The sequence below is a fragment of the Streptomyces sp. NPDC051567 genome (genome assembly GCF_044454165.1).
Classification (GTDB): Bacteria; Actinomycetota; Actinomycetes; order Streptomycetales; family Streptomycetaceae; genus Streptomyces.
Genome location: NZ_JBITDK010000009.1, coordinates 100,734 through 114,386, shown reverse-complemented (window position 1 = coordinate 114,386; position 13,653 = coordinate 100,734). Strand labels below are relative to the sequence as shown.

Sequence of the window (13,653 nt, the reverse complement as noted above, 5' to 3'; positions counted from 1 at the left end):
CCCGACAGCACCCCGGCCCAGGCCGGAAATCGATCCCGGACAAACCCCGGCGGTTACCCCATTCGGGTCTGATCGTTGTACCGACCGGATGTCCGGCCCCGGCAGCGGAACAACGCCCCGCCGCCCACCGGCCCGCAGGGCACCGCCGACCCCGCCCGCCTCCGTGAGGACTCCACATGACCCCGCCGCCCGGCCCACCCCCACCCCACCCGCTCGCCGGCGGCCCCCACGGCCCCGAAGCCCTCCGCCCCCTCCTCGACACCGTCCTCGACGCCCTGCGCACCGGAGCCCACGAACGCGGCGGCCCCCTCCCCGCAGGCGGCCCCCACACCGTCACCGCCCGCGTCCACGCCGCACTCGGCGACCTACTGCCCGACCACGGAACCGGCGACCACGAAGCCCTGCGCACCCTCGTCCACACCCTCGCCGCCGGAGCCGCCGACCCCGCCGACCCGCTCTGCGCCGCCCACCTGCACTGCCCACCCCTCGCCGTCGCCGCCGCCGCAGACCTCGCCGCCAGCGCACTCAACCCCTCACTCGACTCCTGGGACCAGGCCCCCGCCGCCTCCGCCCTCGAAACCCTCCTCACCCGCACCCTCGCCGCCGAGTTCTACGACACCCCCCACCCCGACGCCCTCGTCACCACCGGCGGCACCGAAGCCAACCAACTCGCCCTCCTCCTCGCCCGCGAACGCCACGGCCCCCACCTCACCGTCCTCCACGGAGCCAACGCCCACCACTCCGTCCCCCGCTCCGCCTGGCTCCTCGGCCTGCCCCCCACCCACACCCTCCCCACCCCCCGCGGCATCCTCGACCCCGCCACCCTCGCCCACGCCCTCACCACCACCCCCGGCCCCGTCCTCGTCACCGCCACCGCGGGCACCACCGACGCCGGCCTCATCGACCCCCTCGACGCCCTCGCCGACCTCTGCGACCACCACGGCGCCGACCTCCACATCGACGCCGCCTACGGCGGCCTCCTCGCCCTCAGCCCCCGCCACCGCCACCAGCTCACCGGACTCCACCGAGCCCGCTCCCTCACCCTCGACCTCCACAAACTCGGCTGGCAACCCGCCGCCGCCGGACTCCTCGCCGTCCCCGACACCACCCTCCTGGCCCCCCTCACCCACCGGGCCGACTACCTCAACGCCCCCGACGACACCCGAGCCGGCCTCCCCGACCTCCTCGGCCGCTCCCTGCGCACCACCCGCCGCCCCGACGCCCTCAAGATCGCCACCACCCTGCGCTCACTCGGCCGCGACGGCCTCGCCCACCTCATCGACCACACCTGCGCCCTCGCCCACCACCTCGCCCGACTCCTCGACGCCCACCCCCACTTCGAACTTCACGCACCCCCCACCATCACCACCGTCCTCTTCCGCCCCACCCACACCAACGACACCCACACCGCCACCCTCCGCCGCACCCTCCTCCACCAAGGCCACGCCGTCCTCGGCCGCACCCACGCCGACGGCCACCTCTGGCTCAAGGCCACCCTCCTCAACCCCCACACCACCACCAGGGACCTGGACACCCTCGTCACCCTCCTCGACACCCACACCCCCCGAGACCTGGACCCCCTCACCCCCCTCCTGGAAGGCAGCACCCACCGATGACCGCCCAGCTCGACGCACCCCAGGACCTCGTAGGAATCGGCATCGGCCCCTTCAACCTCTCCCTCGCCGCCCTCGCCCACGGCCTCCCCCGACAAGGCGCCACCCCCCTCACCACCGCCTTCTACGACCAACGCCGCGACTTCCGCTGGCACCCCGGACTCCTCATCGACGGAGCCACCCTCCAAGTCCCCTTCCTCGCCGACCTCGTCACCCTCGCCGACCCCGCCAGCCCCTGGAGCTTCCTCAGCCACCTCAAACACAAAGAACGACTCTTCCCCTTCTACTTCGCCGAGCAGTTCCACATCCAGCGCGCCGAATACGACGCCTACTGCCGCTGGGTCGCCGGCCACCTCCCCGGACTCCACTTCGGCCACCAGATCGACGCCGTCCGCTGGAACCACGAACACGACCTCTTCGAAGTCGACTTCACCCAACTCGACGCCGACGGCGAAGCCGAAGCCCTCGGCCGCACCCACACCCGCAACATCGCCCTCGGCATCGGCACCGCCCCCTACGTCCCCGAACCCCTGCGCCCCCTCGCCGACGCCCCCACCGTCCCCGTCATCCACTCCGCCGACTACCTCGACAACCGGCAACGCATCCTCGGCGCCGGACACGTCACCGTCATCGGATCAGGCCAGTCCGGCGCCGAAGTCTTCCTCGACCTCCTCCGCGCCCGCCCCACCGGCCACGAACGCCTCACCTGGCTCGCCCGCACCCCCGCCTTCGCCCCCATGGAGTACTCCAAACTCGGCCTCGAACACTTCACCCCCGACTACACCCGCTACTTCCACTCCCTCCCCGAACCCGTCCGCGACCAGCTCGCCCCCGCACAGTGGCAACTCCACAAAGGCATCGACGCCACCACCATCGCCGCCATCCACGAAGAGCTCTACCGCCGCACCCTCCACGGCGGCTGGCCCGACGCCGTCCTCACCCCCGGCGTCAGCGTCCGCACCGCCGGCCGCGTCGCCACCACCCAAGTCGAACTCCACCTCGAACACCTCGAACAAGGCACCCGCTCCCGCCTCACCACCGACGCCGTCGTCCTCGCCACCGGCTACCGCGAACGCCCCCTCGGCAGCCTCCTCGCAGGACTCGACCCCTACCTCCGCAAGGACTCCTCCGGCCGCCCCCGCATCGACGACCGCTACCGCATGCTCCTCGACCCCACCATCACCGGCAGCGTCTTCGTCCAGAACGGCGAACGCCACACCCACGGAGTCGGCGCCCCCGACCTCGGCCTCGCCGCCTGGCGCAGCGCCGCCATCCTGAACACCCTCACCGGCCAGGACCCCTACCCCCAGCCCCTGCGCACCGCCTTCACCACCTTCGGCCTCGAACAGCGCACCCCCCACCGCCCCCACCCCGCAGGCGAACTCCTCCCCCTGTTCGAACACCCCTGAGGGGCGCCCTCAAGGACACCCCCCCCCAGGACACCCCTCAGGACAACCCTCAGGACAACCCTCAGGAGAAGACCGGAACCCCGGCCCGGGTCAACCGCCACCCCACCGACGCGAACCGCGCCGGGTCCACGGTCCCCTCCGCCCTCACCCACTGAACGATCGTGTTGCGGATCTCGTCCGAATCCGCCCACACCTGCCTCGCCTGCGGCACATGCGGGAAATTCCCGCCCCCCGAAGCCCGGTAGTTGTTCACCGCCAGCACGAACCGCGCCACCGGGTCCACCGGCCGCCCCCCGTACGACAACCCCACGATCCGCGAACCCACCGGCTCCGAAATATCGATGTCGTACGTCAACCCGTACACGGAGTCATAGTTGTAGTCCGGCGTGTTCCCCGCATTCGTCAGCCTCGCCGGGTCCACCACCTCACCAGGCGCCGTCCGCACGAAATACTTCGCCGAATACTCCAGATACTCCTTCACCTGGGCACCCGTCAGCACCCGCGCCTCCAACGTGTTCTCGAACGGATACAGACCCGCCGCATCCCGGATCGTCACCCGCCCCTGCGGTATCCCCGCCGTCCGCGAGAAACACGACGCCTGCGACACCACCGGCAACGCCGCCCACTCCGTACCCACCAACGCCGCCCGCACCGCCTCCGCCTGCACATGACCGATCAGATCGATCACCGGCACATCCCTGACCGGCCCCTCCGCCGAAGACATCGCCTCCGTAGACGTCCCGATCACCTGGTTCACGTACGCCACCACCTTGCGGTGCTCGTCCGACAACAACCGCGTGATCCTCGGGTCCTCCTCGACCGTGTTCGAGTCCAGCACCCGCGCCGCCACCCTCACCACCGACCAACGGCCCTTCACCCACGCCAGCTCGAAGTCGAACAACGTCAGCCGCTGCCCCCACTTCAACGGCTCCGACAACACCACCTCCTCGCCGGTCACCTTGTTCTTCACCCGGTACTCCGGGATCTCCGCATGCGCGTGCCCCACCAGGATCGCGTCGATCCCCGGCACCCGCTCGGCCACCAGACCCGCCGCGTTCTCCACGTACGGCAACTGATCCCCGTACGACGACGTCCCGCTCGAACCCGAATGCGCCGACACGATCACCACATCCGCACCCAGCGAACGCAACCGCGGCACATACTTCGCCGCCTGCTCCTCCAGCCCCGGGAACGTCATCTTCCCCTGCACATGCGCCTTGTCCCAGATCGCGATCCCCGGATTCGTCAGCCCGAGCACCGCCACCTTCACATCCGGCCCGTGCGGAGTCCGCAACCGGTGCACGCTGTACGGAGGAAACGCCGGCCGCAGCGACTTCGCGTCCAGCGCGTTCGCCCCCAGCAGCGGAAAATCACACTGCTCCTCGAACTTCCGCAACAACGGAATCCCGTAATTGAACTCGTGATTCCCCAACGCCGCCGCGTCGTACCCGATCGCGTTCATCGCCTGCGCCATCGGATGCACCGGACCACGCCGCGCCGTGATCGGCTCCACCTTCGCGTAGTAGTACGACAACTGCGTGCCCTGGATCGTGTCACCCGCATCGATCAACAGCGTGTTACGACGACCCTTCTGCGCCCGCACCTGGTTCACCAGCGTCGAGATCTTCGCCAGACCCACATCGTTGTGCGCCTTGTCGTCGAACTCCCGGTCCGTGAAGTAGTCCCAGTTGAAGACGTTCCCGTGCAGATCCGTCGTCCCCATCACCGTGAACGCGTACGTCCGCGCACCCGCCCCCGCACCGGTACCCGGCCCCGCGTGCGCGGCGGCCGGAGCACCCGAAGCCCCCGCCAACGCCGCCCCCGCCACCGCCGAGGACCCCAGAAAAACCCTACGGTCGAACACCATGCCAACTCCCCTTCAACAGACCGGAACGGGCCAGAACAGACCGGAACAGGCGAGAACGACCGCTCCACGACCCGGACAACGCGCGTAGATTCTGACCCGCCCACCACACCCCGCAACACCCCCACCAGGTTGCGATCCGATGACCGGCCCCGCCGAACACCGGCCACCCACAAGCCACAGTGCGACAGTGAACCCATGACCCAGGACCCTTCGCACCAGCCCTACGGAACCCCCGACGTCCCCCGCGTCGCCGTCCGCGGCGAAGCCCGCATCGAAGTCGACCCCGAGATCGCCCGCATCGGCATCACCGTCAACGCCCGCGGCACCGACCGCCGCACCGCCCTCGACGACCTCACCCGCCGCAACAACACCGTCCTCGACCTCCTCAAAAGCTACGGAGACCCCGTCGAGAAGATCGAGACCGGCTCCTTCTCCATCACCCCCGAACTCACCCGCCACGGCCGCGGCGAACGCGTCCGCGCCTACCACGGCCGCGTCCACATCACCGCCGAACTCAACGACTTCACCACCCTCGGCGAACTGACCACCCGCCTCGCCGACCTCGAACTCACCCAGGTCGACGGACCCTGGTGGGCCCTGCGCCCCACCTCACCCGCCCACGGCGAAGCCCGCCGCCAAGCCGTACGCGAAGCCGTCCAGCGCGCCCGCGAATACGCCGAAGCCCTCGGCGCCCGCCTCGCCGCCCTCGTCGAACTCGCCGACCTCGGCGCCGAGAACGCCGCCCCCGTCGCCATGGCCGCCCCCGGCGGCATGATGCGCTCCCTGGCCTACAGCTCCGAAGCCGAAGCAGGAGCCCCCCCGCTCGACCTCGAACCACAGCGCCAGACCGTCTACGCCCAGGTGAACGCCCGCTTCACCATGACCCCGCCACAACTCTGACCCCACACCACGGACCCACGCGGACTCCCCCCGCCCCACCCCTTCGAGAACCCGGAAAACCCCACCCCGGGGGTGCTCATCAGAGCACCCCCACGCACATTCAACAATTGTCAACAAGCCTTCACCCACAGGCCGTTGGGCCGACACCCACAACCAATTTCCTACTGCCTGGTAGGGGCATACGCTCACCCCATGCGCCGAGCAAAAATCGTATGTACCCTGGGCCCCGCCACCGACTCATACGACCAGATCAAAGCCCTGGTCGAAGCCGGAATGGACATCGCCCGCCTCAACCTCAGCCACGGCACCTACGCCGAACACGAGGAGCGGTACCGCCACATCCGCAAAGCCTCCGAAGAAACCGGACGCAGCGTCGGAGTCCTCGCCGACCTTCAAGGCCCGAAGATCCGCCTCGGCCGCTTCCGCGAAGGCCCCGTACTCCTTGAACGCGGCGACGAATTCACCATCACCGTCGAACACCACGAAGGCGACCGCCACACCTGCGGCACCACCTACCCCGGACTCGCCACCGACGTCACCACCGGCGAACTCATCCTCGTCGACGACGGCCGCGTCACCCTCCAGGTCACCGCCGTCGACGGCCCCCACGTCCGCACCCTCGTCATCGAAGGCGGCATGGTCTCCGACCACAAAGGACTCAACCTCCCCGGCGTCGCCGTCTCCGTCCCCGCCCTCTCCGACAAAGACATCGAAGACCTCCGCTGGGCCCTGCGCACCGGCGCCGACATCATCGCCCTCTCCTTCGTCCGCAGCGGCCACGACATCCACGACGTCCACCGCATCATGGACGAAGAAGGCCACCGCCTCCCCGTCATCGCCAAAATCGAAAAACCCCAAGCCGTCGACAACATCGACGACATCGTCGCCGCCTTCGACGGCATCATGGTCGCCCGCGGCGACCTCGGCGTCGAAATGCCCCTCGAACACGTCCCCATCGTCCAGAAACGCGCCGTCAAACTCGCCAAACGCAACGCCAAACCCGTCATCGTCGCCACCCAAATGCTCGACTCGATGATCGAAAACTCCCGCCCCACCCGCGCCGAAGCCTCCGACGTCGCCAACGCCGTCATCGACGGCACCGACGCCGTCATGCTCTCCGGCGAAACCAGCGTCGGCAAACACCCCGTCGAAACCGTCCGCACCATGGCACGCATCGTCGAAGCAGCAGAAGAAGACATCCTCGCCAAGGGCCTCCCCCCACTCACCGACCGCAACAAACCCCGCACCCAAGGCGGCGCCGTCGCCCGCGCAGCCGCCGAAATGGGCGACTTCCTCGACGCCAAATTCCTCGTCGCCTTCACCCAGAGCGGCGACACCGTCCGCCGACTCTCCCGCTACCGCTCACCCATCCCCCTCCTCGCCTTCACCCCCGACCAGGCCACCCGCTCCCAACTCAACCTCACCTGGGGCGTCGAAACCTTCCTCGGCCCCCACGTCGAATCCACCGACGCCATGGTCGCCCAGGTCGAAGAAGAACTCCTGCGCATCGGCCGCTGCGTCCCCGGCGACACCGTCGTCATCACCGCCGGCTCACCCCCCGGCGTCAGCGGCAAGACCAACCTCGTCCGCATCCACCACATCGGCGACGCCGTCCACTGACCCACCCACCACCAGCGGCCCCGCCCCGCCCCGCACGCACACGACGCACCGCGTCGGGCACCCCACCCGGAACACCGCCCGACGCGGACCCCGACCCCCGCCACCGGAAACCCCTACCAACCGAACCGCCGGTCCACCTCCGCCGCGAACTCCTCGAACGACAACACCTCGTCCCCGTTCCGGTCAGCCGCATCGAACAACGCCGACGACGCATCCCCGTCCCCCACACCCCAGAACGGCAACACCCCCCGCGCAGCCAACGTCGGCCCCTTCGACCGCAACGCCGCGATCACCTCGACCCGCGTCAGCTCACCATCCGCGTCCAGATCCAGCGCGTCGAACAACACACGAGCCTTCTCACTCATCACCGAGTCCCCTCTCCGTACGACTGCGGCGCCCCCGACGGCCCTGACACCGCCCCGCCACCGCGCACCCTACGGGCCCCCGCCCTCAGCCCCCCGTAAGCCCCGGCCGCGAAGAAAAACACACGACGGGTCCCACGGCCCATGCCAGGGTGAACACGTGACGAAGACCGTGACAGCCGACACGCGGACCACCCGAAGCCCCCGCAGACCCGAACACCCCGAACACCTCTACAGGTACCGCATCCGCGGAAACGACCGCAGCACGGTGCTCCTGTGGATCGGCGGCCCCGGCGACGAACCCGACCAGATACTCACCGAACCGGTCGCCGACCACCCCCACGTACAAGCATTCGTCACAGCCCGGCAGGCCCGCACCTACGCGACCCGACGCGGCTGGAAACTCGCCGACCCCGCAACCGCCACCCTGGAACTCACCGACGTCCAGCACTGGCTGGCGGCCCCAGCACACCGGAAACCCCCACCGGGCGCGGTCCTGGAAGCATGGAACTTCTTCGAAGACCTGGCCCGGGGCCTCCACACCCCCCACCGGCTGCCCCAGCAGACAGCGGTGCACAACAGCGCCTACGAGAAACTCTTCGCAGGCGAGCCCGGTGCGTGGACCCCCGACGAACAGCACGCGGTACGGGAACTGATCACGGCCGGCGTGGAACTGTGGCACACCTGCCCGATGACCATGAACCCCCGTTCGAGCCGCACCACCGCCTAGTACTTCGGCCCGATGTGCGCGTCCATGAGCGCGACGGACGCCTTGCGGGCGACGGAGACGTTGAAAGGGGCGCCGTCCCGGGCCAGGATCGTCCACTGGACGCCGACCTTGGTGAGGGTGTCGGTGCAGATCGCGCGGATGTCGTCCGACTTGTTGGTGAAGATGTACCGGGGGTACTCGTACCGTTTCCGCTCACCACCGACCATGCGGGTGGTCCAGTTGGTGATCCGGCAGCCGTCGGAGTGGATCAGCCCCCGGACGAAGTCCCACGGATGCGCGTCGACGATCTCCTGCTGCCAGCCTTCGAGGGCGATCCGCCGCTCGTGCTTTCGGCCGGGTCCGTGCTGGGGGAACAGGCATTCAAGGTGCTTCGAGTAGACCTTGACGTTGTGACATCCGATCTTGCGGACCCGGCAGACCTGGTTGAAGGGGAATACCCGCTGTACGGCCTGCTCTGCTGAGTCCATGAGTCCTGGCCAGTGGTCATCGCAGGTGATCATGAGGTTGGGTACTCGGTGACCGGAGTAGTGGCTTATGTGTCCGTCGCCGAGGTAGAGGCCGAGCAGGTACGCGTACGCCTTCCGGTCGAGCGGGCTGCCGTCGCAACGCGGGCACTCCGGACGGTGTCGGCCCGGGCACTCGCCGCGCTTCGCGCGGTCCGTGTGTTTCCAGTAGCCGATGGTGCCCAGTGGTATGCCGAGATGTCGCGACACTTCAGCGTTCTTCATGCCGTCCCGCAGCAGGGACAGGGCTCTTTGCCGCACTTCGGGGCCGTGGAATTTCATGCCGCCACTGTGTGCGACATTCAATGCCTTTGCGTAGCAAAAAGCGGACGTTCACGCGAAGGTGAACGTCCGCTTTGCGGTAACTGTGCCGGGTGCGGGATTCGAACCCGCACGTCCTTTCGGACAGATGTGTTTGAGACATCAGCGTCTGCCATTCCGCCAACCCGGCCAGGTTGCACGTCGCAGTGTACCGGGTGACCATGCGGCGGCGCTGCTAGGTAGGCTCATACAAGCAGTGCAGCCCCGCAACAAGGAGCCCTCCGTGACCGCCGAGCACGAGTCGACGCCCACCCCCGACGCCGACCAGTCGCATGTTCCGCCGCTGACGACGCGGGTCGTCATCGCCGAGGACGAGGCGCTCATCCGTCTCGACCTCAAGGAGATGCTGGAAGAGGAGGGCTACGCCGTCGTCGGTGAGGCCGGGGACGGTGCGACGGCGGTGGAGCTGGCCCGTGAGCACCGGCCCGACCTGGTCATCCTCGACGTGAAGATGCCCGTCCTGGACGGGATCTCCGCCGCCGAGAAGATCGCGGAGGAGTCCATTGCCCCGGTGCTGATGCTGACCGCGTTCTCGCAGCGCGACCTGGTCGAGCGGGCCCGGGACGCCGGGGCCATGGCGTACCTGGTGAAGCCGTTCAGCAAGAGCGACGTGGTGCCCGCCATCGAGATGGCGGTGTCGCGTTTCGCGGAGCTGCGGGCGCTGGAGAAGGAGGTCGCGGACCTTTCGCTGCGGCTGGAGACCCGCAAGCTGGTGGACCGGGCCAAGAGTGTGCTCCAGACGCAGTACGGGCTGACCGAGCCGGCCGCGTTCCGCTGGATTCAGAAGACCTCCATGGATCGCCGGATGTCCATGCAGCAGGTCGCGGAGGCGGTCATCGAGGACGCCGAGGAGAAGAAGAACGCCGCCAAGGGCTGAGTGCCCGGGGTCATGGATGAGGCCCGTCCCTCCCGGGGTGTGTTCCGGGGGAGACGGGCCTTTCGCGTGCCCGGAGCGGTCGTGCCCGGTGCGGTGGTGCCCGCAGTGGTCGGGTCCGGGCCGGGGGTGGGTCAGTCCTCGCCGAGGTAGGCCTTGCGGACGTCCTCGTTGTGGAGGAGGTCCTGGCCGGTGCCGGAGAGGACGATCTTGCCGATCTCCATCACGTGGGCCTGGTCGGCGAGGGAGAGCGCGGCCTGGGCGTTCTGTTCGACGAGCAGGATGGTGGTGCCGGTGGCCTTGAGTTCGGCGATGGTGGCCATGATCTTCTGCATCATCAGCGGGGAGAGGCCCATGGAGGGCTCGTCCAGCATGAGCAGTTTGGGCTGGGACATGAGGGCGCGGCCCATGGCGAGCATCTGCTGTTCGCCGCCGGAGAGGGTGCCCGCGGCTTGTTTGCGGCGTTCGCCGAGGATGGGGAAGAGGTCGTAGGCGCGTTGGATGTCCTTTTCGATGCCGTCTTTGTCGGTGCGGAGGAACGCGCCGAGCTGGAGGTTCTCGGTGATGGACAGGCGGGGGAAGATGTGGCGGCCCTCGGGGGAGTGGGCGAGGCCGAGGGCGACGATCTTGTGGGCGGGGACGTTGCTGAGGGGTTTGCCGTCGAAGAGGATGCGTCCGCCGCTGGGCTTGAGGAGTCCGGAGAGGGTGCGCAGGGTGGTGGTCTTGCCGGCGCCGTTGGTGCCGACGAGGGTGACGATCTGGCCGGCTTCGACGGTGAAGGAGATGCCCTTGACGGCTTCGATCTTGCCGTAGGCCACTTTGAGGTCTTCGACCTCCAGGAGGGCGGTCATGTGGTCTCTCCTTCCGGTTCCGTGCGGGTGGTGCTGGCGGTGCTGGTGGTGCTGGGGGTTTCTGCGGTGTCGGGGTGGGCGTCGAAGGGGGTGCCGAGGTAGGCGGCGATGACGCGTTCGTCGCCCTGGACGACGGTGGCGGTGCCTTCGACGAGTTTTTCGCCCTGGACGAGGCAGGCGACGCGGTCGCAGAGGTTGAAGATGAAGCGCATGTCGTGCTCGATGACGAGGACGGCGATGCCCATGTCGCGGATGGCGAAGATGAGTTCTTCGGCCGCGCGGGTCTCCTGGGGGTTCATGCCGGCGGTGGGTTCGTCGAGGAGGAGGAGGCCGGGGTCGCTGGCGAGGGCGCGGGCGATCTCCAGTTTGCGTTGTTCGCCGTACGGGAGGTTGCGTGCGAGGTGTTCGGCCTTGTGGGCGAGGCCGATGAATTCGAGGAGTTCCATGGCGCGGGCTTCGGAGGCTGCTTCGGCCTTTTTGAAGCCGGGGCCGCGTAGGAGGGCGGACCAGAGTCCTTCTTTGGTCCGGGTGTGGCGTCCGACGAGGACGTTTTCCTTGACGGTCATGTTGGCGAAGAGCCGGATGTTCTGGAAGGTGCGGGCGATGCCGGCCTGGGTGACGAGGTGGGGTTTGGGGGGGAGGACGGTGCCTTTGTAGCTGACGGTGCCTTCGGTGGGGACGTAGAGGCCGGTGAGGCAGTTGAAGAAGGTGGTTTTTCCGGCGCCGTTGGGGCCGATGAGGCCGACGATTTCGCCTGCGTTGACGGTGAGGTCGACGGAGCGGACGGCGGTGAGGCCGCCGAAGCGCATGGTGACGCCGCTGGCTTCGAGGACGGTGGTCCGGGTGGCTGTGGTGTCTGTGGTGGTTGTCATGGTGTTCACGCCCCCGCCTTGGCGGTGGTCAGGTCCGTGGGGGCCTGGTCGGTGGTGTTGTCGTGGTATTCGAGCTTCGCGCGTTTGTCGGCGATGAGGCCTTCGGGGCGGAAGCGCATGAGGAGGATGAGGGCGATGCCGAAGCCGAGGAGTTGGTAGTCCTGGAGGAAGGCGAGTTTGGCGGGGATGAGGAAGAGGAGTGCGGCGCCGAGGATGGGGCCGCGTACGGTGCCCATGCCGCCGAGGATGACGGCGGCGAGGAGGAACGCGGAGTTCGGGGGGACGGGTCCGGCGAAGACGTAGTTCTCGGGGACGACGGTGGTGTTGACGTGGGCCTGGACGGTGCCGGCGAGTCCGGCGAGGGTGGCGCCGAGGGCGAAGGCGATGAGTTTGACGCGGAAGCCGTTGATGCCCATGGCGGTGGCGGCGGTCTCGTCCTCGCGGATGGCGACCCAGGCGCGGCCGATGCGGCTGTTGGTGGCGCGGGCGAAGACGACGATGACCAGGGCCATGACGAGGAGCATGAGCAGGTAGTAGTTGGCGTAGGCGCCGAGTTGGACGCCGAGGACGGTGTGGGACTCGCCGAAGTTGTAGCCGAAGATTTCGAGGTGGGGGATGTTGGGGATGCCGTTGGGGCCGTTGGTGATTTTGGGTCCGGAGACGCCGTCGAGGTTGCCCATGGCGATGCGGAAGATTTCTCCGAAGCCGAGGGTGACGATGGCGAGGTAGTCGCCGCGCAGGCGGAGGGTGGGTGCTCCGATGACGACGCCGAAGATGAGTGAGGCGAGGGCTCCGACGACGACGGCGCCGAGGAAGGGGATGTGGATGCCGAAGGCGGAGGATGCGGCTCCGGAGACGAGGGCGGCGGTGTAGGCGCCGACTCCGAGGAAGGCGACGTAGCCGAGGTCGAGGAGTCCGGCGAGGCCGACGACGACGTTGAGGCCGAGGGCGACGGTGGCGAAGATCAGGATGTTGACGGCGATGAGGGTGTAGGTGTCGCCGCTCTGCTGGATGAAGGGGAATCCGACGGCTGCCGCCATGGTGGCGATGAGGGTGATCTGGCGGTGGTCGGTGGTGATCTTCGTGATCCGGTCGATGAGTCCGGATTTGAGCAGTGCGGTGGCGGCGAAGCCGACGGTGATCAGGTAGGCGACGAAGAGTTGGGGTTCTTTGTCGTCGGTGTCGATGCCGTAGGTGACGACGAAGAGTCCGAGGGCGAAGACGGCGGCGATGACGAGGATCTCGGCCCAGGAGGGGAGTCGTTTCGCCGGTGCGGCTTTTCGGGTGTCGTCGGGGAGTTTGTAGGCGGCCAGGGCGGGGACGAGGGAGCCGGCGAGGGCGAGGTAGGCGCCGGGTTCGAGGTTGACGAGTCCGCCGAGGACCCAGGTGATGGAGAGGACGGTGAACCAGGTGGCGGCGAAGGTGCCGAGGGCCAGGAGCCAGATCGCCTTGCGGGCGCCGTTGGGGGTGAGCCAGCGGAGTCCCTTGATGTCGAGGGCGGCGAGGGCGTGGGCGGTGGTGAGGGTGGCTCCGGCGAGGCTGAGGTATTGGAGGCCTGCGGGGCTGCCGTAGTAGGTGAGGTCGCCGGGGAATTCTGAGGTCCAGGTCCAGGCGAGGAAGGCGCTGGCGAGGGTGAGGAGGCTGCCGGCGATGACCGCGTAGAGCAGGGCGGTGGGCTTGGTGGCCTGTGCCTGTGCCTGGGGCTGGGGGGTGGTGTGGGTGGTCATGGTT

General features: G+C 68.5%; 12 protein-coding genes and 1 tRNA gene. 6 read left to right on the top strand and 7 right to left on the bottom strand.

The window, feature by feature from the left end; all coding sequences use genetic code 11:
* Positions 1-176: 176 nt before the first annotated feature.
* Together ACIA5F_RS13255 and ACIA5F_RS13250 are read left to right on the top strand one after the other, a co-directional pair.
* Positions 177-1,616, top strand: a complete 1,440-nt coding sequence (locus ACIA5F_RS13255; RefSeq protein WP_399352150.1) for a pyridoxal phosphate-dependent decarboxylase family protein — start codon at positions 177-179, stop codon at positions 1,614-1,616.
* Positions 1,613-3,022 (top strand): lysine N(6)-hydroxylase/L-ornithine N(5)-oxygenase family protein, encoded by a 1,410-nt coding sequence (locus ACIA5F_RS13250; protein ID WP_399352148.1) that lies wholly within the window; start codon positions 1,613-1,615, stop codon positions 3,020-3,022. The genes ACIA5F_RS13255 and ACIA5F_RS13250 overlap by 4 nt, the downstream gene beginning before the upstream one ends.
* 61 nt (positions 3,023-3,083) lie before the next feature.
* Here the strand turns inward: ACIA5F_RS13250 and ACIA5F_RS13245 are convergent, their stop codons facing one another.
* Complete coding sequence (locus tag ACIA5F_RS13245; RefSeq protein ID WP_399352146.1) at positions 3,084-4,889, bottom strand: bifunctional metallophosphatase/5'-nucleotidase; 1,806 nt, start codon at positions 4,887-4,889, stop codon at positions 3,084-3,086.
* 195 nt (positions 4,890-5,084) lie between these two features.
* Between ACIA5F_RS13245 and ACIA5F_RS13240 the strand changes: the two genes are divergently transcribed.
* Both ACIA5F_RS13240 and pyk read left to right on the top strand, forming a co-directional pair.
* Positions 5,085-5,789 (top strand): SIMPL domain-containing protein, encoded by a 705-nt coding sequence (locus ACIA5F_RS13240; protein ID WP_399352144.1) that lies wholly within the window; start codon positions 5,085-5,087, stop codon positions 5,787-5,789.
* Positions 5,790-5,981: 192 nt separating this feature from the next.
* Positions 5,982-7,409 (top strand): pyruvate kinase, encoded by a 1,428-nt coding sequence (gene pyk, locus ACIA5F_RS13235; RefSeq protein WP_399352142.1) that lies wholly within the window; start codon positions 5,982-5,984, stop codon positions 7,407-7,409.
* A gap of 113 nt (positions 7,410-7,522) precedes the next feature.
* Here pyk and ACIA5F_RS13230 read toward each other — a convergent pair whose 3' ends face one another.
* The gene (locus ACIA5F_RS13230) at positions 7,523-7,774 is read right to left on the bottom strand and encodes an EF-hand domain-containing protein (protein ID WP_399352140.1); all 252 of its coding nucleotides are present in this window, start codon (positions 7,772-7,774) and stop codon (positions 7,523-7,525) included.
* Positions 7,775-7,931: 157 nt separating this feature from the next.
* Here ACIA5F_RS13230 and ACIA5F_RS13225 point away from each other — a divergent pair, with 157 nt between their 5' ends.
* The gene (locus ACIA5F_RS13225) at positions 7,932-8,501 is read left to right on the top strand and encodes a hypothetical protein (RefSeq protein ID WP_399352139.1); all 570 of its coding nucleotides are present in this window, start codon (positions 7,932-7,934) and stop codon (positions 8,499-8,501) included.
* Here ACIA5F_RS13225 and ACIA5F_RS13220 read toward each other — a convergent pair.
* Both ACIA5F_RS13220 and ACIA5F_RS13215 read right to left on the bottom strand, forming a co-directional pair.
* Positions 8,498-9,286, bottom strand: a complete 789-nt coding sequence (locus ACIA5F_RS13220; RefSeq protein ID WP_399352137.1) for a helix-turn-helix domain-containing protein — start codon at positions 9,284-9,286, stop codon at positions 8,498-8,500. The genes ACIA5F_RS13225 and ACIA5F_RS13220 overlap by 4 nt on opposite strands.
* A gap of 86 nt (positions 9,287-9,372) precedes the next feature.
* A tRNA-Leu gene (locus ACIA5F_RS13215) sits at positions 9,373-9,455 on the bottom strand.
* Positions 9,456-9,548: 93 nt separating this feature from the next.
* Here ACIA5F_RS13215 and ACIA5F_RS13210 point away from each other — a divergent pair.
* Entirely contained in the window at positions 9,549-10,202 is a 654-nt protein-coding gene (locus ACIA5F_RS13210; RefSeq protein WP_399352135.1) for an ANTAR domain-containing response regulator, read from the top strand.
* A 131-nt stretch (positions 10,203-10,333) separates the two neighbouring features.
* Here ACIA5F_RS13210 and ACIA5F_RS13205 read toward each other — a convergent pair whose 3' ends face one another.
* Genes ACIA5F_RS13205 through ACIA5F_RS13195 form a run of 3 tightly spaced genes read right to left on the bottom strand, consistent with a single transcriptional unit; the run spans position 10,334 to position 13,649 of the window.
* Complete coding sequence (locus tag ACIA5F_RS13205) at positions 10,334-11,050, bottom strand: ABC transporter ATP-binding protein (RefSeq protein WP_399352133.1); 717 nt, start codon at positions 11,048-11,050, stop codon at positions 10,334-10,336.
* Entirely contained in the window at positions 11,047-11,922 is an 876-nt protein-coding gene (locus ACIA5F_RS13200) for an ABC transporter ATP-binding protein (protein WP_399352363.1), read from the bottom strand. The genes ACIA5F_RS13205 and ACIA5F_RS13200 overlap by 4 nt, the downstream gene beginning before the upstream one ends.
* A 5-nt stretch (positions 11,923-11,927) precedes the next feature.
* The gene (locus tag ACIA5F_RS13195) at positions 11,928-13,649 is read right to left on the bottom strand and encodes a branched-chain amino acid ABC transporter permease (protein ID WP_399352361.1); all 1,722 of its coding nucleotides are present in this window, start codon (positions 13,647-13,649) and stop codon (positions 11,928-11,930) included.
* Positions 13,650-13,653: the final 4 nt, after the last annotated feature.